This is a genomic window from Pedobacter folensis (assembly GCF_056490665.1).
Genome location: NZ_JBWJIF010000002.1, coordinates 127,959 through 150,712, shown reverse-complemented (window position 1 = coordinate 150,712; position 22,754 = coordinate 127,959). Strand labels below are relative to the sequence as shown.

Genomic DNA, 22,754 nt, shown 5'->3' with positions numbered 1-22,754 from the left:
GAAACGAGTTCTGCCTTAAAAATCAATTCATAAAATTACAATCTCCATCTAGGATCGCCGATCCCATTGGTTCTTAAATCTGACTGGCTAATGGTAAAATTGCCAGTTGCAGGTGAAGTAAAACCTGGATTTAATGTCGTAGCGGTTCCTGTATCGTATTTGGCACCAGCAGTTACGCTACCTGAAATGAAGGTAGGTGCAGCAAAGTAGTTATTCGCCGTAAAATTGGCTGCTACAATATTTGTTAAAGCCTGATTGGTTAAAATACCGCCAGAATTGGCCACAATGTTTTTCGAAAAGTAAATTTCATGTTTAGCCAGGCGAACATAAAACAATCTATTGCCCGCGCCATTGCTAATCCCATTGAGGGTATTGGTAGCAACGGTTATAACTGATGTTATGGTAGGGAAATTGGTAGAGCCTGTAGGGTCCATTCTAAAAAAGTCTCTAGCCAAAGCAGATGCATACACCGTATTGTTAGTAAAACTTAATGTTTTGGCTAAACCCGATCTAAAATCGATAAAATCACCACCATTACATTCTATGTTGCTAATCACATTTCCTTTAAAGGTTACCGATTCGATAAGGGTTTTTAGGTTTACGTAGAAAAGCCCTTTAGTATAGTTTTTGACAACAGAGTTTTCGAGCACGAAATTACCATAAGCATTATCAGAAGCTTCATCATAGATAAAAGTTTGATTTCCATTTAGCGATCCGGTACCATCTAATACCACATCTTTAATTGTTAAACCTGCATTAGCCTTTATTCTAAGAACCATACCATTAATAATCGGTCTGTCAGTTGGTTTTGTTCCCCTTATTGTAATAGATTTTGATGCGATAACATCAGCGTTAACGGTATAAGTACCGGGAGCAAGACCGAAAACAGTTCCGGCGGCGGCATTTGCAATCAGTGTTGCCAGATTATCGGATGGACTTACTAATGTTGCGCCTGTAAAATTATAAAGGGTGGTAAAAGTTGCGGTTCCCCTAACTTTTGTTCCGGCAAGCAATTTAGCTGTGTAATCCGTTTCTCCGGTTAAGCCTGTTATGGTTGCTTCTCCGGCAGCAATTTCTGCTGCAGTAACTGCACGCGTAATATTTCCAGGTGTTAACGTAATTGATGTTGCGGTTTCGCCAGGAGTCCAGTTTAATACAACACCAGTAGCTGTTATTTTGGTTTGGTTTACCGTTTGGAAAATCTGTTCGGTATCTGTTTTTGCAGAAGTACTAACCCATTTGGAATCGGCAACACCCTGTGCAACACCTTTTACCCTAATGGCATATTGCGTATCACCAATTAATCCGGTTACGGTATAGGGTAATTGTGCAGCCGTAATGCTGGTAATCGATTTTACCGGGGTGCCGGTAAAATCCGCATTATCATATACTTCGATGGTATAAGAGGTGGCATTAGGTACAGCGTTCCAGGTTAATTTAACTCCGGTTTTATTTACTATGGTTGCCGTTAAACCCGGGCTCGAAAAAACCCTGTCGACCTCTAACTTAGTAATTTCTTCTAAGTTATTTTCTTTACATGCCGATAAACAAACTGTTGCCATCAGTAAGAAGGTGTATGCATATTTATTAATCTTTTTCATAACCTCGGGTTTACAAGTTTAAAGGCTTATTGTTTAACATTCCATTAGATGAATCTAAAAATACCTGCCATATTGGCCAATATTGCTGCAGGTTGGGGTCTTTGGTGTAAAGGGCATTCCAGTAAGAAACAGCTTCTCCAGCGGTAACCATTGTCCAGGCTTTATTTGAAGTATATCCTAAAGCAAGGCCCTGTGCATCGGTATCACCGAATTTTAATCCATAAATTTCTACAGTTTCGCCATTGGCCGCGGTTCTGTAATAAATTTTAGCCGGTAAAGCCGCGTACTTACCCTGCCTGTTTTCCAGTTGCTGTAATTTAGTTTTGGCTTCAGCCAGTTTTGTGCCCAGTAAATTCCAGCGGATTAGGTCACCTTTTCTAAGCATTTCTCCTGTAAATTCCAATGCTCTTTCGTTTACAACAGCATCGAAAAACGCAGCTTTGGATGCAGTAGCTGTAGCCATAAAAGCCGTAACCTTTGCAGGGGCTGTAGGGTAGGCCCTATCGCGGATCATTTTTAAATATGGGGCTGCAGCAGCTGGACCGTCGATATCGTTAACCGCCTCTGCAGCCATTAAAACTACATCAGCATAACGCATATACATCCAGTTTAATCCATCATCGTTAGTAGCGGTTACCCTTCTTTTCATCCACTCGTAACGGTATTTGCCAAAGTATAAACGGCCTAAAGCCGATGGTACCTGCGCTGCACCTTTAGTGCCATCGCCGCCATCCCATTCGTAAGGTACAACTGTTACATCTCTGCGTACATCCTCATTTTCATATTCATACAACATAATCGGGTTTGGTCCATCTGTTCCACCCTTGTTCTGACCCGTGTACTGATCTGTTTTGATGTGACGTACACCAAGGTCAAAAATTACACGGCCACGGCCATCGCTAAACGGAATTTCCCACATCGATTCTAAACCTGCCGCACCGGTTTCCTCATTTAGTTTTCTAAAAACTTCTTCAAAGCCCAGCAATCTTAATTTACCGCTTGCAATAATTTCCAGACATTCTTTTTTGGCAATGGCATACATTTTATCGTGTGATAATTCCGGATCGGAACTTAATTTTACAGTTCCATCCAGGCGCTGTGCATAACCACCTGCGGCTAATGCCAAACGCGCCCTTAAGCCTTTTGCAAAAGCTTTGTTTACGCGCTCTACCTTAGCGGTTGTGCTATTATCGCCAGGCCATGGCAGGTAACCTGCTGCTTCATTTAAATCGGCTAACAGTTGTTTATAAATTACATCCCTGTCGCTTCTTGGCAAATAAGATGTTGCGGTAGTAATGGGCTCAAAACGTGCCGGCACATCACCCCAGCCTTTTATCAGGTCGTTATATAAAACAGCCCTTAAGGTTAAAATTTCGCCTAGGATCTGCGCCATTGCCGGGTTGCTCTCTATATTGCCATAGGTTCTGATTCCCCTGATGGCCAGGTTGGCTCTTTCAATGCCTTCGTAAAATTTAGCCCATGCATTATCTGTAGTGTTCATTTGGCCATTGTTCACATTACAGTTGTAGTTAGACAGTTTTGCCTTGTCATCATCAACCGACTTTAAGGTGTTGTATACTTCGGTATCATTGTTAAGTCCGTAAAACACCAAAAAACGGCCCCTGTACGAATTGGTTTCTCCAAATGATTGTAGTACGCCCGCTACCGAACCCTCGGCTAAGCTAGGGGTAGAAAAAATAACAGACTCATCTAACGAGGATTTTGATGGCGCATCTAATGTTTTTTTACAGCTACTTACAAATGTTATTCCTGTAATGATGAATAGCGCATATATAATTCTTTTCATTGTCTTAAAATTAAATGGTCTCTAAAAATTAACGTTTAACCCGAACACGAAAGATTTACTTCTTGGGTATGCAGAGTAGTCAACACCAGGTGTAAGCGGTGTATTCCGTCTCGTCGAAACCTCTGGATCGAAACCACTGTAATTGGTCCATAACCATAGGTTATAAGCAGAAGCATAAAACCTTAATTTTTTCATTTTCAGTTTATTTGATATTTGTGCAGGCAGGGTATATCCAAGCGTTAGTGTAGATAACCTCAAAAACGAACCATCTTCTACAGCCCAATCACTTAATACGAAAGTTTTGGTATATGGCGACCATAAAGTGGTGTTTGCATTCATAGCTGTTAATTCGGCCGGATCGTTACTGATTGTTCCGTCAGCTCTTAAATTCGTCCAGCGCTGTCCGCTTTCCATAGCCGAAATTAGATTTCTGGAAGCATATTTACTGGTAGAGGTGTATTCAATCTTATTTGCATTGTAAACGTCATTTCCATAGCTCCAGTTAAAATACGCACCAAGGTCAAAATCGTAAATTCTCGAATTAAGCGAGAAACCACCGGTATTTAATGGGTTGGTATTACCGATAATCGACCGGTCGGATAGATCAATCTTTCCATCGCCAGAAATATCTTCTATTTTCATGGTACCGGGACGTACTGTACCTACAAATGAAGTCGCATCAACAATACCTGGCTTTAATGTCCATTTGCCGGTTGTGGCGTTGTAGCCAGTAAAATCAGATACTTCATATCTGCCAGCACTCTTATATCCGTAAATACGACCAATAGATGCACCTTCTTCTACGAGATAATCTACACCAATTTCTGTTGATGCCCATCCCGAAGTACCGTTAATGTTTTTAACCGAACCCAATGAGATTACCTTGTTGCGGTTAAAGCTGATGTTTGCATTTACCGATAGATCGAAATTCTTTTCTTTTATCGCGTTCCAGTTTACAGAGAATTCTAAACCTTTGTTTTGCGTTTGACCCAGGTTACGGTATTGCGAATCATAACCAGTGCCCCCAACCGGGAATAAGATCAGGAGGTCTTTGGTTTTATTTAAGTAGGCATCAATTGTACCGGTCACTTTCGAATTAAATAAAGCAAAATCGAGTCCGATGTTCCTGGTCACCGTTGTTTCCCATTTTAAATCAGGGTTTGCCATGATTTTAGATGCCGCCCAATAGTTATTGAAGCCATTTATCCAGGTGGTGGTAGAATTCTGGAACGATTGTGTAATCTGCCCTGGAGGAATATTGTTGTTACCTGCAGCACCATAACTTCCCCTTAGTTTTAAATCTGTTAACCAGGATTTTGTCCCATTCATAAAATCTTCCTGAGAGATTCTCCAACCTGCTGAAACTGAAGGGAAATAACCCCAGTGGTTTTCGCTTGAAAATTTAGAAGAACCATCTGCCCTGAATGTAGCACTTAACAAATATTTGCCTTTATAATCGTAATTGGCCCTGCCGAAAAACGAAAATAATTTATCATCCGGCGAGAAATTGTTGTCTATTATAGAAGCCTTACCTTGTGTGGTTAATACCCTGGTTTGATCGAATGTGAATGTTTTTGGAAAACCATGAACCTCATTAGTTAAAATATTCTGTTCAGTTTTGATAAATTCCTGTCCCAATAGAACATTTAGGTTGTGGTTTTTACTTAGGATTTTACTGAAGCTATAATTAAGCGTATTCGTGTTCCTAAAACTATTCCTGGTGGTGTTCATCGAACTAAGTGTAGGCAGGTTAGGATAATCGGCAAGGTTTTTTACATAGTAAGTTGTAATGCCGTAAAAGCGGTCCTGATCATTTCTAAGTCCATCGTAACCCACTTCTGAACGTAGTTTTAAGTTATCGATGATTTCGTAAGTTGCTGCTCCGTTGATGTTATAGGCTTTACGGTGCACGTACTGATCGTTGTCCGAAATGGCCACCAATGGGTTATATAAGTTAAATTCATCATTGGTATCTGTTGATGCTGTCAGGCCTGGAACCGGAAAGGATGGGTACAGGATAGCGTATTTTAAACGCGAATCGGCTGATGATTTTTCATTCTGTTCGTTCGCACCACCGCCGTTGGTTTTGGTATCGGAATAGCGGAAACCAAAATCTAAAGCCAGCGCATTGTATAGTTTATGGGTTAACTTAAAGTTGATGTTCTGTCTTTTAAAATCAGACATCTGCATGATGGCCTTGTCGTTTACCAAACTGTGGCTCAGGCTGTATTTGGTTTTGTCGCTTCCGCCGGTAATGCTTAAATTCTGGTTAAAGGTTGTTCCGGTCCGGCCAAAAACAAGGTCCTGCCAGTTGTTTTCTGCCACATTATTGTACAGGTCTATATCCTGATAATTTCCAAAATATTGAGTGTAATCTGTTAGTGAGCCATCTAAAAGTGCACGCTCATATTGCCAGTGCACATAATCAGAAGCCGACAACACGCCCAGTTTCTTCGCTATTTTTCTGGTGCCACCAAAAACGTTATAACTAATATTCGTTTTGCCATCTTTACTGTTTTTTGTGGTAACCAATATTACACCGTTAGCGCCCCTTGCCCCGTAAATGGCTGTTGATGATGCATCTTTTAAGAGATCTATTGATTCGATATCCTGTGGCGCAATATCGGAAATCGAGGCTACTGGGAAACCATCAACAATATACAGTGGCGAGTTATCTCCGGTAATGGAACTACCTCCCCTAACGCGCACATTAATCTGTGCATCTGGTGAACCTTCTGATGATGAAATGTTAATCCCGGCTACGCGACCCTGAATGGCCTCCAATGCAGAAGAAACCGGCGCTGCAGCAATTACATCAGCACTTACTGAACCCACTGCACCAGTTAAATCTTTCTTGCGTACAATGCCGTAGCCAACATTTACGGTTACCTCTTCAAGGTTGTTAGCATCTTCATCCAGGGTAACTGAAAGTTTCGTTTCGTTTGTTACCGTAACATTTTTGGTTTTATAACCGATATAGGTAAAAGTTAAAACCGAACCATTTGTAGGAATGCTGATCTTGAAAACTCCATTAGCATCGGTACTGGTTCCATTTTTAGTGCCGGAAAGAGAAACACTCACGCCAACCAGGACCTGTCCGTCTTTTTTATCTTTCACGGTTCCAGTAAGCTGCCTGTTTTGTGCTTGAGCCACTGATAATCCAATAAAAGAGAGAAATGTAAATAAGAGTAAAACTCTGCTCATAATGATTAATTTAGTTGATACGATTTGGTTTTTTACGATGCTGCAATCGCTTGCATATAGAATATAATTCTATTTCGGGATGTTATAGTTAGTTTATATTTGGTTACGTTGGTGTAACAATTTTACAAACTAAAAAGCAATTGAAACCAGATTTAACTAAAAAAGTGTGCAAACGTTCCCAAAAACGTTACTTTGACGTTTATTAATATTGGTGATTGAATCCCCTTAAAGAGATATTTTTTGTAACTTGTACGCAATACGAAACATGAGATTTGAAACATCTACCATAAAAGATATTGCTAAAGCATTAGGACTGTCTACCTCTACAGTTTCCAGGGCTTTAAGAGACCGTTACGAAATTAGTGAGGAAACAAAAAAGCTTGTTTTGGCCTATGCCGAAAAGGTAAATTACCGTGCCAATCCAATTGCCAGAAGTTTAAAGGAACGTCGCAGTTATTCTATCGGCATTATTGTAAGTGAAATTGCCAATAACTTTTTTTCTCAGGTGATAAATGGCATTGAATCAATTGCTTATGACAGAGATTATCATGTTATTATTTCTCAAAGTCACGAATCGTATAAGCAGGAAAAATTAAACGTAGAACACCTGGCATCGCGTTCTATCGACGGTTTATTAATTGCACTTTCTTCAGAAACGCAGGATATCGATTATTTAAGAGATTTATATGCAAAGGGTTTACCCATTGTATTTTTTGATCGCGTGCCCAAAGATTTTGAAACCCATAAGGTCATTGCTAATAACTTTAAAGGTTCTTTTGATGCCACAGAACATCTTATTTTATCCGGAAAAAGAACCATTGCCCACTTAACAAATTCCGAAAACCTTTCGATAACGAAAGAAAGGTTAGAAGGTTATAAAGCCGCTTTGGCTAAATATCATATCGAATTTAGACCCGAACTGGTTAAATATTGCCAGCATGGCGGCATGCACAGCGCAGAACTGGAGCAGGCGGTTAAAGAACTTTTGCCCTTACAACCAGACGGGATTTTTATTTCGAGCGATCGGTTAACCACAGGCTGTATTATGGCGCTGAAGAAAACCAATCCTGAGGTGGCAGATAAAATTGCAATTGCAGGTTTTACCAATTCCAATCTGGTTGAATTATTTTCGCCATCCTTAACTTCAGTTAAGCAACCCGCATTCGAAATGGGGCAGGTGGCCACCGAGCTGTTAATCTCGATGATCGAAGCTAAAAGACCTATCACCGAATTTGAAACCAAGGTTTTAGATACCGAACTGGTGAAGATGACGAAGCGCTAAGCGGGTGGCGCAGGGCGTTTAACGTTTTAAGCACTTATCGCTAGGCGCCGAACGCTACGCTCTGACATCTTCCATATTACATTTAACATTATCCCTCTTTTAATTACCTTTGCAGCATGGTAGAAATCACACTAAAGAAAGGCAAAGAAAAAGCGGCATTACAAAGACATCCATGGGTATTTTCCGGTGCATTGGAAAAAGTTAAGGGAAAACCTGAAGATGGAGATGTTGTAAAAGTTTTTGCTTTCGATCATGAGTTTCTAGCCTATGGTTACTACAATAGCAATTCGCGTGTTGCCGTTCGTCTTTTAGAATGGGATGAAACCCAAACCATTGATAACAGCTGGTACCAGAACCGCTTAAAACAGGCTATCGCTTCGCGTCAGTTTATTTTAAGCGAGCAGACCAATACCTGCCGGCTGGTTTTTAGTGAAGCCGATTTCCTGCCGGGATTAATTGTTGATCAATATGCTGATTTTCTTTCTCTTCAAATTTTAAGTTCAGGAATCGAAAAAGTTAAAACGGAGATTGTAGAAATTTTAAAAGCAGAACTAAAACCGAAAGGGATCTTCGATAAAAGTGATGCAACCGCACGTACCCATGAAGGTTTACCTATTGAGAACGGATTACTTTGGGGCGAAAATCCACCAGAATTTTTAGCCGTAAAAGAGAATGGAATTACCTATAACATCAATATTGCCGAAGGACAAAAATCGGGATTCTACTGCGATCAGCGCGATAACAGACATATTCTGGCCAGTTATACAAAAGGTAAAAAAGTTTTAGACTGTTTTAGTTACAGTGGTGGTTTTAGCCTGAACAGCCTGGCGAAAGGTGCTGCAAGCATTACCAGTGTTGATAGTTCGGGTTTGGCTGTTGAAACATTAAAACAGAACGTAGCCCTAAACAAATTCGATGTGGATAAAGTAACGGCCATTCAATCAGATGTAAATAAACAACTCAGGGCTTTTAAAGAATCAGGAGAATTATTTGACGTGATCGTACTCGATCCACCCAAATATGCACCCTCGCGTTCGGCATTAGACCGCGCTGCAAGAGCCTATAAAGATTTAAACCGTTTAGGCATGTTGTTGCTTGAAAAAGGGGGCTTATTGGCTACTTTCTCTTGCTCGGGAGCAGTTGATATTGAAACCTTTAAACAGATTATTGCCTGGGCAGCTCTTGATGCAGGCAAAGAAGTTCAGATTATTAAACAATTCTGCCAGCCAGAAGATCATCCGGTTCGGATTTCCTTTCCCGAAGGAGAATACTTAAAGGGATTGTTGTTAAGGGTACTATAAACGAACGCCTGACCAATCGATTTTAAACCACAAAGACACCAAGCACTAGGTTTTTTGAATATTAACCAGGTGGTGTGATGTCTTTGTGGTCAGCTGAAATAATAATCTTTTATCCAACCATTACTTTAGCGGTAATGGCTAGCCTGTTCCAGGCATTAATGGTTACGATTGCCATAATAATCTGCGCTAATTCCTGCTCATTAAAAAAGCCTGCCGCTTTTTGATAAGTTGCATCAGAAACATGGTGACTAATTAAGGTTACTTCTTCCGTTAAGGCTAAAACAGCTTCTTCTTGTGGTGTAAATAAGGTTGTTTCTCTCCAGGCATTTAATAAGTATAAACGTTGTTCGGTTTCTCCTATTTTACGGGCATCAGTGGAGTGCATATTTAAACAAAATGCACAGCCGTTAATTTGCGATGCACGCATTTTAATCAGTTCTAAAAGAATTGGGTCTAGTTTGCTGGTTGATAAATATTTCTCTAAACCGTACATGGCCTGGTAAGCTGCAGGTTCTACTTTTGGGATATCAATTCTACTTTCCATTTTATTTGTTTTTTGATTACGATGTAAAGATCTGCATCTTAGCGATCAAAAAACTTAATGTAGTTTAAGAAATGATTAGCCAACATCAAAAGACCTGTTTTTTGCCACGGAGGCACGGATTAACGCCGAGTGTTTCCGTAGGACATGTTAAATGAGTCTAACGCTGTGTTTGCTGCAGTTAACGAAGTTCTATTTCTTCGCTCTGATTTTGCTTAAAAATTCTGGGGTAAAGCCGAGATAAGAAGCCAGCATGTACTGTGGCACACGTTGTACAAATTCGGGAAATAAACTATTAAAATGGCGGTATCTTTCTTCAGCGGTTTGGCTGTAGAGGAATTTTATCCTTCTTTGCGATGCCTGATGGTTTTTTTGCAGGATCAATCTAAAATAACGCTCCAGCTTGGGTAATTTGTGGAACATTTCATCATAGTGGTGATTTTCAATGGCAATCACTTCAGTGCTTTCTGCTGCCTGGATATAAAATTCAGATTGCTCCTGAAACAGAAAGCTGGTTAAATCGGTAATCCACCAGTTTTCTATCGCAAATTGGGTGGTTTGCTCAGCGCCCTTGATATCAATGAAATAAAGCCTTAAGCAGCCTTTTACCACAAAATAATTCGCCCTGCAGGTTTGTCCTTCCTCTAATAAAAAAGCCTTCTTTTTAACGGAAAAAGATTTGAGAAACGAGGCAAGAATGTCCTGCTCATCGTTACTCAAATCTATAAATCTATTGATGTGGTTATAAAGTGCACTATACATAGCTATACTAATGATGAGCTAAAATAGGTATAATTATAAAACTAAATCAATCGCTTAAAGTGAAAATGCCTTATATATGGGATGTGCATATTCACCCCAATTTTTCATCGCGCCAAGTAATATGGCTTTTAAGCCTTTGTTATCAGTTGGTTTCCCTTTTACTGGTGCAGTTAAGTCCTTTTCGGGAACGGTAACTTCTGTTACTTTAGTTGCAAACCAGGTAATATTTTCGTGGGGAAGGGCTAAACCTAAAATCATACCGGGTAATCCCGTAAAAGATTCCGGGCCGCCTGAAACCGCAATCTGGTTTGAATAATAAGCCACAACATAAACGGAGTCCATAATGATGGCATTTGCCCTACGGCATTCGTAACCTGCTATTTCTCTTGTTTCATCGGTAATTTTCCAATTGATCTTCCGTAGACTATCCTTAACTAAATAAGTATCCTCATACACACTTTTTTGTGTGGTACTGGTTTGCTGGTTAAAATTTGTAGCAATTGTATTTTTTAAATCAGCCAGCACATCTGTTGATAACCAGTTGTTATTTGCCGTTTCTTCTACAGTGGCCCATTTATACAAACTTTTATCACTGTTAAAGCTAAGTGTGCTCCTGGCAACTTTAAACTGAGGATTATTCTTCTTGTATTGATCAAAAGCGGGTGCCAGGTAAGTCTCATTATCCTTATTGATCCTTTTTTTAATCAAGGCATACATGTTTGATCTTTTCTCAAATTCTATCACACCATTTTTTACGAAGTGTATATTTTGAGCCATTAAACTCTTGCTGATGAAAATAACAGCAAATAAGATGATATATTTTAGTGTAGTTTTCATGTTTGTTATTTTTGTGTTTTAAGACCGCCACCCATTTTGTTAAAATCCCACGATACAGAGAACATTAAGTATCTCCTGATGGTCGTATAACTGCTTTGGCTAATCGAGGTATTAGATGCATAACGATTAAAACCAATATTCTGGTTAAGAATATCATTTACAGTTGCCGAGAATCTTAAGTTTTCTGATTTGAAGAATTTTTTGCTTACTGATGCATTCCAGATAAGACGCTCAAAGCTTTCGGTTAACACTTGTGTTTTTCCATTGTACTGGTATTCCGCATCTGTTGATATTTCAAACTTTCCTGGTAATTGCACATTGCCCGAAGCGTAGCCCCGCCAACCCCAACCATCACTATTCCTGCCAATACTTGCTCTTGCCATATTATACGAGGGGCCAAAATTGGTGTAAAAACTATAACTTTTATCTTTGTATTTTGAGATGTTGACACCCCCGCCGTAGCTGTAGTTTTTAGTGTTATTTAAGGTTCTTCCTAAATCAGTGGTAATAAAGTTATAAGAGGAATTTCCATTTGCGTTAACATTTAAACCGACGTTTATTTCGCCAAGCGCGTTTATTTTCCGGCTTATCTGTGCATACAAATAAAAGTTTGTCTGCATTTTATCATTGTAGTTAATGTAACGGTAGGTACTTTTACCAACACCATCAGTGGTTACATCGCTAATAATGGGATTGGTTGTAAAGCTATAAGAACCGTTTAACCAAATCGATTGGTTGGTTAAAACTTTGTAAGAGTTATAACTCGCATTAACATTGCTTCTGAATGATGGCCTTAAGTCTTGATTTCCTTCTACAACATTAAATGGGTCATTATTTACCCTAACTGGCTGAAGTTGATCAAGTGTAGGCTGGTTGGTATTCCCGTTATAACTAATCCGTAGTGATTTTTGCTGTGAAAAACGATATTGGTAAGTTGCCTGCGGCATATAATTAATAAAGTTTCTTACATAGGATTTATTATGGTAAATATCATCCTGCTTAAAATTTACACCACTAAACTTCGACCCAAAATTGATAACCGTTTTGCCTTTTTTATAGTTGAAGATGGCACCAGCCTGATTAATGGTCTGGTTCAGTTCAAAGTTGTTACTGTAAAGGGTATCTAAAATATCGTATCGGCCACTGCCAGATTGATTAAAGGATAGCCGATCCGATTTTCCATTCATTAAAGTCAAGCCATAGTTGATAATTACGGTTAAAGTTTTTGAAAGTGGTTCAGTGTATACTGCATTTAACTTAAAGGCACTATTGGTAATATCGTTGGTTTTTAACTGATTGGTAAGACTGTCTATATTTCCTGTTTGGGTTGCCCGTGTGTTTAGGGAATTTAAATAGCCTTCACTATTACTTTTGTTGATCGATTGATTTAAGTTTAATGATAAGGTACGTCCTTTTTTCTTTAATTTTTTGGTGAACAAAACGTTCATGTTAAAGCTCTGATCGTCTACCTCATTGGTTAGTGTCCTGTTTGATGAATTTAGAAATTTCTCATTTTCACCGGTAGTTAAAGTTTTAAAAATGTTTGAGGTATTGCTTTTTTTCAATGCCCCGTCAACATTAACTTTCATGGTTAAAGTCGTATCGATTTTTAGCTCATACATGGCGTCCAGCTTTTGTCTGAACATGTCATTATCGAAAACTTCATCTGAGGTATTGTTTTGCACACCAGATGCTAAATTATTCTGACTGATTGAGTTTCGATCACCCTGAACCCTGATTGACCCGATCTTATAATTCGTATTTAACGATTCTTTATCCTTGTTCCATTTGTTGTCGAAATGCAAACCTCCCGTTCGGGCTATCGGTAAACCCTGGCCATTATACTGTCCGTCATAACTATCAAAATCATCGCCTCCGCTGCTAAAATACATTCCACCATCATCAGTCATGGTCATCCCGCCAGAGGCTCCATATTTATCCCGGTCGTCCCAGCCTAAACCTACCGTACCATTATTGCCTAAAATGCCATAGGCCGAAAATTTCTTTTTGCCCCAAAATTTATTAAACATGGCCTGTCCCTGATAAAAATCTTTGGTACCATAACTGCCTTGTAGTTTACCGAAATAACCATTCTTTTTATCTTCTTTAAGTTTAATATTAAGTGTTTTGGTTTTTTCGCCATCATCAATGCCTGTAAAACTAGCCTGATCACTGGCTTTATCGTAAAGCTGAACAGATTCTACCATATCTGCCCGAAGATTTTTAGTTACCAGTGTTGGATCGTCGCCAAAAAACTCTTCCCCATCTACCAATACCTTCGGAACAGTTTTACCTTGAGCCGTAATTTTCCCATCCTTATCTATCTGAAAGCCAGGGAACTGTTTAAGTAGATCTTCAACTTTAGAGTTGGGTTCGATATTGAAGGCCTTGGGGTCAAACTCGGTGGTATCGCCTTTAATTTTTATAGCGGTTCTGTTTCCTTTAATAATTACGTCGGCAAGGATTTTAGCCATCCCGGTAAGATTAATCTTTCCGTAATCTTTGACCTGGGTGGTAGAATCGAGCGTAAAATGATCTACAAAATCTGCATATTTCGGATAAGAAACCAATAAAATAAACTTCCCGTTTTTAATTCCGCTAAGTTCGAATGAGCCATTTTCTGCTGCCCGCGTAAATTTTACCAGTGTAGAATCTTTTGCATTTAAAACGGCAACAGATGTTCCTGATAAAAGCGTTGTGGATGCAGTATCAATCGTTCGGCCTTTAATGGTATGAAGGTTCTGTGCTTTTGCATAAGTCGTGATAAAAACAAAAAGGCACAACGAGAGGAATAAACGTTTCATAGATAGATTTGGTTTGATCCGACGAATATAAAACTAATATGTTAGTTGTATGTAATGTTTTAACCTTTTTTAACAATTTCAAACTGATGCTTAGCCATTAAACACAAAACATGATATCTTTAGTAAAAAAAATCAGATGAAATTACCCTCTCTTCAACAGCTATACCTGGGATTCGTAAATGTAATTAAGCGTTTCCCCTTACAAATTATTTTTGCGGTTGCAGCTACATTGTGCTGGTGTTATTATATACATATTTCTGATTATCGAAACTATTCAGAACAGAATGAGAATTTAAAAGATCATTTAATAAAGGCCGTTGCTATTTTAAATCTGGCGCTTACACTCGTATTAGCACTGGATTTAATTTCAGAACGAAATCAATACTCATTAAAGAAAAAGTGGCTGCTACGTTTAGGCGGCTTATTGACCGGTGTATTGCTTTACTTCAGTCTCGATCCTTCAAACTATTCAGCAGATCTTTACCGCATTTTCTTATTTGCTTTTGCATTTCATTTGCTGGTAGCATTTGCACCGTTTATCGGTCAAGAAAAAGTAAATGGCTTCTGGCAGTTTAATAAAGCGCTTTTCCTTCGGTTTCTTACCTCAGCACTTTACTCAGCTGTACTATTTGCAGGATTGGCAATTGCGTTGGTTGCCATTGATGAATTGTTTAATGCCGACATAAAATGGCAAACATACATGACTTTATTTGCCATTATTAGTGCCGGGTTTAATACTACTTTCTTTTTAGCAGGAATCCCAACTGATTATAAATTACTGGAAGAAGATCATAGTTATCCGAAAGGCTTAAAAATATTTGCTCAATTTGTGCTTATTCCGCTGGTAACGATATATTTAGCGATTTTGCTGGTCTATGAGATCAAAATTGCTGCGTTGTGGGAGCTGCCAAAAGGTTTGGTATCAAGCTTGATTTTAGGCTATGCCGTTTTTGGAATTTTATCGTTGCTACTGGTTTATCCGGTTAAAGAAACGGACGGCAATAGTTGGATTAAATTATTTTCCAGGTTCTTTTATGTCATGATGATACCACTGGTAGTACTTTTATTACTTGCCGTTTGGAAAAGGGTTGGTCATTATGGTATAACAGAAAGCCGCTACGTTTTAACGGCACTTGCACTATGGCTGGCGGGTATAACCATCTATTTTCTTTTTAGTAAAAAACAGAACATTAAGGTAATCCCAATAAGTTTGTGTATCATTTCGCTGTTGGCTACATATGGTCCGCAAAGTGCTTTTTCTGTATCTAAATATTCGCAGCTAAGCCGTTTAAAGCGGATAATGAACAGCAAGAAAAAAGACGATATTAGAGAAAAGCCGGCGGTAATCAGGTATCTTGTGTATACACATGGATTAAAAACGCTACAGCCTTTTACTAAAAAAGACCTTAGTAAAATAGAGGAAAGGATAGATGGTACCAATAACTATCGCTATAGCATGCGGATGAACAAGGTAGATACAGCATTAGCAATTTTTAAGGTTAAAGGTGTTTTGGAATATGATCCAGGTGTGAGCATTACCCTTCAAAATGATGAAAACCAGGTTTTAAGCGTTAAGGGCTATGATTATCTGATTGAATTAAACGGATACCCAGAGAAAAAAGTAACACGGTTTTACGGTACAGATTTAACCACAAATAAAATCAGTTCAAAAATTTCGCTATTGGTTAATAATCAAGAAGCACTATACATCGATTTAAAAGAAGTGTTCGGCCAGGCTAGAAAAGCATATGAAAACGGGGCTTTAAAAGCCTCTGGTAAGAAACAGGAATACTTGTATCCAGCGAAGCTGATGAGTGTTTCTAAAAACATTAATGGGTATAACTATACCATTGTGGTGACTTCATTGCAGGGTACGTATTATGAAAATGATCATGATGCCAATTTATGGTTTGAGGCAAAAAGTTATCTGCTGATTAAAAAGCTTTAAACTATCTAAACCTAATTTCCAATAAATGGCTGGTCGCTAAATAGACTGGCCATTTTTTTTTGTTGGATTTAAAAAATCAACCCCTTTTCGTATAGGTTAATTTGGCGTTCGTCTATAAATACAAGCTCATGGTATAATAGCGAAAAACGGGCTGAAACGTTTTTGATCGTTAGCAGTCTTAATTACAAAACCACCTAATAACTAGGGATTTAAAACAAAATATTATACAATATAAAATATTAAAGTCATGAGAACTTCTATTAAAAATTTATTCGCAGCTGCATTGGTAATGGTTACTTTAAGTAGCGCAACAGGAGTAGCAAACGCTACAGAAAATAATGCACATTATACCGCGATTACACAGGTTAAAAATGTTGCAAAAATTGTAGTAACTGGAAATGTTAAATTGATCCTGGTTCAGGATGTTAAAGAAAGCGTTGAAGTTTACGATCAGTATTATACCAAAAATGCCCTGGTGCAGCAACAAGGAGAAGAACTTAGAATCAGTTCTTTCGATAAAAATACCTTAACTGTAATTGCCCACGTCAATAATTTAACTGCTATTGAAGCATCGAACACCGCAACAGTAAGTACTGCAGGCAATTTTAATCTGTTAAACTTAAATGTGGTTTTAAACGATAAAGCATCTGCAGATATAACAGCCAATGCTGTTAACTTGTCAACTGAGCTTAAAGATACTGCATCATTGAAGTTAACCGGTTCTTCAGAAACACATTCGGCATTAATCGGATCAGGTTCTGAAATTAAAATGGGTAATTTTACCGCTCAGGAAAGCACAATTAAAGTAACCGATAAATCAGTTTTAGCCAACAATAATAAATCACGCTACGATGATTTGCAAGTAGATCTATTAGAAAAACTATTCTAATCCTCCATCATATATTTTACCCTAAAGGCACTAAATTTTAAATTTAGTGCCTTTTTTATGCAGCTGTCGTCATTGGAAGAAGGCTTTTTCAGCCGACAGCTTGTCCCGACCTTTCGGGGAAGCAATCTTGCAACGATTGCTCATAATCAAAAACATTGCTTCTCCCAAAAGTCCGGACGGGCAGTCGTACTTCCTTGCAATAACGATTGTTTACAAATCAAATTTTATACCCTGTGCCAATGGCAAAGTATTCGAATAATTGATGGTATTGGTTTGCCTGCGCATATAAGCTCTCCAGGCATCCGATCCACTTTCCCGGCCACCACCTGTTTCTTTTTCGCCGCCAAAAGCACCACCAATTTCTGCGCCTGAAGTACCAATATTTACATTGGCGATACCACAGTCAGATCCTTTAGCCGATAAGAACTGCTCAGCCTCCCTTAAATTCAAGGTCATGATGGCCGATGATAATCCCTGTGGTACGCCATTTTGTAAAGCAATGGCCTCATCTAATGTTTTGTACTTAATCAGGTATAAAATCGGCGCAAATGTTTCGTGCTGAACAATTTTGAAATCATTCTGAACTTCCGCAATACACGGTTTTACATAACACCCGCTGGTATAGGCATCGCCCGATAAAACGCCGCCTTCTACCACAAAATTACCGCCTTCAGCCTTACATTTTGCTATCGAATCGAGGTAGGCCGCAACCGCATCGGTATCAATCAATGGGCCCACATGGTTATTTTGATCTAAAGGATCGCCAATGCGCAATTGTCCGTAAGCTTTAACCAGTTTTGCGGTAAAAGCATCATATACGCTTTCGTGGATAATTAGTCTTCTGGTAGAAGTGCAACGCTGACCTGCGGTACCAACGGCACCAAAAACAGCACCAATTAAACTCATGTCTAAATCGGCATGTTCTGAAATGATAATGGCATTATTGCCGCCAAGCTCCAGCAAGCTTTTTCCTAATCGTGCACCAACGGCGGCGCCAACCGCCTTACCCATTCGCGTCGATCCGGTGGCAGAAATTAATGGGATACGGCCATCATTTGTCATGCGTTCGCCAACTTCCCTATCGCCTAAAATGAGATTACAAACCCCTTCGGCTATGTCGTTATCTTTAAAAACCTTTGCAATAATATGTTGACAGGCAATGGCGGTTAGCGGAGTTTTTTCAGATGGTTTCCAGATGCAAACATTACCACAAACCAAGGCCAGGGCAGTATTCCAGCTCCAAACGGCTACAGGAAAATTAAAGGCAGAAATGATTCCTACAATACCCAATGGATGCCATTGTTCGTACATGCGGTGGCTTGGGCGTTCGCTGTGCATGGTTAAGCCATAAAGCTGTCGGGATAAACCCACTGCAAAATCGCAGATATCAATCATTTCCTGTACTTCACCAAAACCTTCCTGTAAACTTTTCCCCATTTCGTAAGAAACCAAAGTACCTAGGGCATCTTTATTTTCACGCAATGCATCACCAAACTGCCGCACAATTTCACCTCTTTTTGGAGCCGGAACGGAGCGCCAGGCTGTAAATGCTTCCTGTGCTTTAAGTACAACAGCATCATAATCATCAGCAGTTGCAACCTTAGCCGAAGCAATCAGTTTGCCATCAACGGGAGAAAAACTTTCTAATGTGTTTACATTAAGTTCACCACCCCAATTGCTGCCGGTACTATAGGCGGCATTACTGGCATTAATGCCCAATTTGTTTAAAATGGATTGAATATCTGTTGTCATATAGCTAACGATTTATACAAAAAAACGAAAAAATAAGAGAAAGCGGGTTAATTCAGGGCCTTAAATTGCTACAATCTTTAATACCTTGCTTTAAAGATAACAGGGTAAATAAAAGAGGATGTCAAATTAGTATTTTTTGTTTTGCGGTGTAAATTAATGTAGTTTTCCAAAATAATGCCGATAAAATAAAACAACTACCTAATAGAAATAGAATGAAAAATATAAAAGTATTACTGATCATTTTGCTGGGGTTCAGCACTGTGCTCTGTGCGCAAACTACGAAGGGTTCGAACTCACTGTTGTGGGAAATTTCAGGCAACGGATTAAAAAAACCGTCTTATTTATTTGGAACACATCACCTGATACCTGCAAAATTTGCGGATACCATGAAGGTTTTGCAAGAGAAATTGAAATCGGCCGATGCAGTAGTAGGTGAAATTGTAATGGACAGTACCATACAAAAGAGGATGGCGCCATTTTTAATGATGAAAAACAATACACTCGATAGTTTATTGACAAAAGCAGAATTTAAAGAGGTAGAAGACTACTTTAAAACCAGGCAACCCGGGTTTGAATTAAAGGAACTCAATAACTTTAAACCGGCAATGGTATCGCTAATGATCATGCTTTTTGACAATCCGGATATGCTAAAAGATGTTGGAGAAGGACTGGATAATAGTTTTCAGAATTATGCCAAAAAAAATGCGAAATCGCTGATCGGATTAGAAACTGCCGAATACCAGGCAGCACTTTTATTTGACGGCGATTTACAGAAGCAAAAAAAAGCGCTCTTAAAATCGGTGAGAGAAATTGCTAAAAGCAAACAGAAAATGCAGGAGTTAAAAACCTATTATCTTACCCAGAACATCGATAAATTAACCGATTTCTTTAAAATTCAAGATGAAGAGACTAAAGAGTTTATGACAGAACTCTTAAAAAACCGGAATAAAAGATGGTTGGATCAATTACCAACCCTGATGCAAAACCAGTCACTATTTATAGCCGTTGGGGCAGGTCATTTGGTGGGTACCGAAGGCTTGATAAAAGGGCTGCAGCTTAAAGGTTACGTGTTGAAACCTGTACCAACCAATTAGGTTTATTAAATATTGGTCATCAATAACCATTGAGAAATTAAGGTAGTTAAGGTTTTAATCAACGGCTGACAGGAAAAATCACCCATTGTTAATGCTTCAATTTTTCAGGTGTAAAAAAAATAGCAAGTGTGTGCATGAACTAAATATTTCAATGAATTTGTAAAAACAAACTAAAGGCGACTACATTTGCGTCTTTACTTAGCACAAACAGCCGTGTTTAAAGTAAAGCTAATTTGTAACAACATAAAAATGAATAAAAGAATTATTGCCTGTGGCGTGCTGCTGGCTTCGGCCTTTATGGCTAATCCACTTTTTGCGCAGGAACAGCCTGTAGAAAAATCGAACAACCTAAATATTTACCGGGTAACTGCAACTAAAGTTAACGATCTGGTGCATACCAAACTCGATGTATCTTTTGATTATGCTAAACGATATCTTCATGGTAAAGAATGGCTTACTTTAAAACCTCATTTTTACGCTACAGACTCTTTAACCCTGGATGCGCAGGGTATGGATATTAAAACTGTTGCATTGGTTGGCGCAAAAGGAAATACCCCGCTTAAGTATGTTTACAATGATAATAAGCTGTATATCACTTTAAATAAAAAATATACCAATACGGAAAAGTATACCGTGTATATCGCTTATACTGCTAAACCTGATGAATTAAAAGTAAAGGGAAGTGCAGCCATAACCGATGCTAAAGGGTTATATTTTATTAACCCGGATGGTACAGATAAAAATAAGCCAACACAGATCTGGACACAGGGCGAAACAGAATCGTCTTCGGCATGGTTTCCGACGATCGATAAGCCTGATCAGAAAACTACTGAAGAGATTTCGATCACGGTAAAATCGAAATACACCACACTTTCTAACGGAAAACTGGTGAGCCAGAAAGCCAATGCAGATGGAACCCGGACTGATACCTGGAAAATGGATCTTCCCCACTCACCATATTTGTTTATGATGGCTGTGGGTGAATTCAAAGTAACAAAAGATACCTATAAAGGCAAGGAAGTCAGTTATTACCTGGAACCAAAATTTGCACCTTATGCGAAGCAAATTTTTGGTAAAACGCCGGATATGATCCAGTTTTACAGCAATTTGTTAGGGGTAGATTATCCATGGAACAAATATGCACAGGTGGTCGCCAGAGATTACGTTTCGGGCGCAATGGAAAATACTACGGCTACTTTACACGGCGAGCAGGTACAAAAAACCGATCGGGAGTTATTGGATGAAAATGAAGAAGGAACTATTGCACATGAACTTTTTCACCAATGGTTTGGCGATTACGTAACCGCAGAGTCGTGGTCTAACTTAACCATGAACGAATCTTTTGCCACCTTTGGCGAAGTGATCTGGCATGGGCATGATGAAGGGCAGGATGCGGAAGATAAATCGCGTTACAGTAAATTGCAGTCTTATTTAGGATCGACAAAAAATGGAGAAAGCCCAGTATTGGCACGTTTTCATTATGGCGATAAAGAAGATATGTTCGATAATGTGAGTTACTCGAAAGGATCGATTATTTTGTATGCTTTAAAAAATCAGATGGGCGATGCCGCCTTCTACAAATCGCTTAACCGTTACCTCACTACCAATGCACTTAAAAATGGCGAAACACACCAGTTGCGTTTAGCCATGGAAGAGGTTACCGGAAAAGATTGGAGCCCTTATTTTAATCAGTGGTATTACAATGGAGGTCACCCGGTTTTAAGCATCGATTACGGTTACGAAAACGGTAAAGCCACAATTAAGGTTAAACAAACACAAGATGCGAGCGTACAGACCTTTACCCTGCCGATCAAAGTTGATATTTATGCCGGCGGAAAAAAAATCAGAAAAGAAATCCTGATCAATAGCCGTGAGCAGAATTTTAGTTTTGAGGTGAGTGCTAAACCCGATTTAATCGATTTTGATGCAGATAAAATTTTAGTGGGCGAAACCAACGACAATAAAACTGCTGAAAACTATTATTTCCAATACAAAAATGCCCCTAGTTATGCCAATAGAATTGAAGCCCTGCAATTTATCATGCAGAGCAAAGCTAAAAGCGGTCAGCTGGTGTTGTTGGAAGGTTTAAAAGATAAATCTGCTGATTTACGCGCTTTAAGTATTGATGGCATTAACTTAGCAGATGCTCAGATTAAAGCAGCAGCTTTGCCTATTTTACTTCAGATTGCTAAAACGGATAAAAACACCGAAGTAAGAGCAGCTGCCATTGTGAAATTGGCTGAAACCGGCGATCAGGCTTATAAAACTTTAGTGTTGGCAAGTCTAAAAGACAGATCGTACAAAGTAATTGCTGCAGGTGTTGATGGTTTGGCCAAACTGGCACCACAAGAGAGCATCGCTGCTGTAGCGTTGTTAGATGAAGATACGAAAGCACACATTGCACCGTCTATTGCATTGTTATACATTAACGAACCAAAGGATGAATATCAGGCATTTTATGATAATATAATGCTAACAGGCGATAAGAATAAAGTTTTCGCTGTAGTTGGTCAGTATTTTCAGTATCTGAGGGCCAACAATAACCCTGCGGTTACCGAAAAGGGCATAATGAACATTAGCAGCGCCATCGAAAGGTTAAAATTACAAACCTATTTAAATAAACAACTTGCCGGTGCCTATGCTGCAGCTGCGCAGGCTAAAACACAACAAGCTGCTGCGGTAAGCGGTGATGCTAAAGCAAACCTGAGCAAGCAGGCCGAATTATTTAAAAAAGGCGCAGCAGATCTGGAAAAAGAATAAATAGTAAATCTCATATAGAAAAGAGCTGGCATGGAATCATGGCCGGCTCTTTCTATTTCCAATCCTTCCTGCTAAACGGTTTGTGCACTAGCAACCCTGAACAGTAGCAGAAAAAGGTGTTTTATAAACGGGATTGCAGTGGCAGCTTCCGATTTTCCTTTAAAGTCGGGAC

At 39.1% G+C, this 22,754-nt stretch carries 14 protein-coding genes; 6 read left to right on the top strand and 8 right to left on the bottom strand.

Going from position 1 to position 22,754, the window contains the following annotated elements:
• Positions 1-35: 35 nt before the first annotated feature.
• The 3 genes from AC04QZ_RS09205 to AC04QZ_RS09195 are packed head-to-tail and all read right to left on the bottom strand — an operon-like array spanning position 36 to position 6,612.
• A complete protein-coding gene (locus AC04QZ_RS09205) occupies positions 36-1,601 on the bottom strand; it encodes a DUF4957 domain-containing protein (RefSeq protein WP_478357524.1) in 1,566 nt (521 codons plus the stop codon).
• A 10-nt stretch (positions 1,602-1,611) separates the two neighbouring features.
• Positions 1,612-3,408 (bottom strand): RagB/SusD family nutrient uptake outer membrane protein, encoded by a 1,797-nt coding sequence (locus AC04QZ_RS09200; protein WP_478357523.1) that lies wholly within the window; start codon positions 3,406-3,408, stop codon positions 1,612-1,614.
• A 21-nt stretch (positions 3,409-3,429) separates the two neighbouring features.
• A complete protein-coding gene (locus tag AC04QZ_RS09195; protein WP_478357522.1) occupies positions 3,430-6,612 on the bottom strand; it encodes a SusC/RagA family TonB-linked outer membrane protein in 3,183 nt (1,060 codons plus the stop codon).
• Between the two features lie 265 nt (positions 6,613-6,877).
• On the opposite strand from AC04QZ_RS09195, the gene AC04QZ_RS09190 reads away from it, so the two are divergent.
• Positions 6,878-7,894 (top strand): LacI family DNA-binding transcriptional regulator, encoded by a 1,017-nt coding sequence (locus AC04QZ_RS09190; protein WP_478357521.1) that lies wholly within the window; start codon positions 6,878-6,880, stop codon positions 7,892-7,894.
• A 116-nt stretch (positions 7,895-8,010) separates the two neighbouring features.
• Positions 8,011-9,195, top strand: coding sequence for a class I SAM-dependent rRNA methyltransferase (locus AC04QZ_RS09185; RefSeq protein WP_478357520.1), 1,185 nt, complete (start codon positions 8,011-8,013; stop codon positions 9,193-9,195).
• Between the two features lie 109 nt (positions 9,196-9,304).
• Here AC04QZ_RS09185 and AC04QZ_RS09180 read toward each other — a convergent pair whose 3' ends face one another.
• The 4 genes from AC04QZ_RS09180 to AC04QZ_RS09165 all read right to left on the bottom strand — a co-directional run bounded on the left by AC04QZ_RS09180 (position 9,305) and on the right by AC04QZ_RS09165 (position 14,139).
• A complete protein-coding gene (locus tag AC04QZ_RS09180; RefSeq protein ID WP_478357519.1) occupies positions 9,305-9,739 on the bottom strand; it encodes a carboxymuconolactone decarboxylase family protein in 435 nt (144 codons plus the stop codon).
• Between the two features lie 189 nt (positions 9,740-9,928).
• Positions 9,929-10,498 (bottom strand): Crp/Fnr family transcriptional regulator, encoded by a 570-nt coding sequence (locus AC04QZ_RS09175; RefSeq protein ID WP_478357518.1) that lies wholly within the window; start codon positions 10,496-10,498, stop codon positions 9,929-9,931.
• A gap of 54 nt (positions 10,499-10,552) precedes the next feature.
• Positions 10,553-11,335 (bottom strand): GLPGLI family protein, encoded by a 783-nt coding sequence (locus AC04QZ_RS09170; protein WP_478357517.1) that lies wholly within the window; start codon positions 11,333-11,335, stop codon positions 10,553-10,555.
• A gap of 5 nt (positions 11,336-11,340) precedes the next feature.
• Positions 11,341-14,139: an outer membrane beta-barrel protein gene (locus AC04QZ_RS09165; protein ID WP_478357516.1), complete on the bottom strand. Its 2,799-nt coding sequence runs from the start codon at positions 14,137-14,139 to the stop codon at positions 11,341-11,343.
• 136 nt (positions 14,140-14,275) lie between these two features.
• On the opposite strand from AC04QZ_RS09165, the gene AC04QZ_RS09160 reads away from it, so the two are divergent.
• Positions 14,276-16,087, top strand: a complete 1,812-nt coding sequence (locus AC04QZ_RS09160; RefSeq protein WP_478357515.1) for a DUF4153 domain-containing protein — start codon at positions 14,276-14,278, stop codon at positions 16,085-16,087.
• 247 nt (positions 16,088-16,334) lie between these two features.
• Positions 16,335-16,976 carry a GIN domain-containing protein gene (locus AC04QZ_RS09155; RefSeq protein WP_478357514.1) on the top strand — a complete coding sequence of 214 codons (642 nt, stop codon included), beginning with the start codon at positions 16,335-16,337 and terminating at the stop codon, positions 16,974-16,976.
• A 210-nt stretch (positions 16,977-17,186) separates the two neighbouring features.
• On the opposite strand, the gene amaB is transcribed toward AC04QZ_RS09155, so the two are convergent.
• On the bottom strand, positions 17,187-18,728 hold the full coding sequence (gene amaB, locus AC04QZ_RS09150; protein ID WP_478357513.1) for an L-piperidine-6-carboxylate dehydrogenase: 1,542 nt from the start codon (positions 18,726-18,728) through the stop codon (positions 17,187-17,189).
• Positions 18,729-18,940: 212 nt separating this feature from the next.
• Between amaB and AC04QZ_RS09145 the strand changes: the two genes are divergently transcribed.
• Positions 18,941-19,822 (top strand): TraB/GumN family protein, encoded by an 882-nt coding sequence (locus AC04QZ_RS09145; RefSeq protein ID WP_478357512.1) that lies wholly within the window; start codon positions 18,941-18,943, stop codon positions 19,820-19,822.
• Between the two features lie 249 nt (positions 19,823-20,071).
• On the top strand, positions 20,072-22,582 hold the full coding sequence (locus AC04QZ_RS09140) for a M1 family aminopeptidase (RefSeq protein WP_478357511.1): 2,511 nt from the start codon (positions 20,072-20,074) through the stop codon (positions 22,580-22,582).
• The last annotated feature ends 172 nt before the right edge of the window (positions 22,583-22,754 follow it).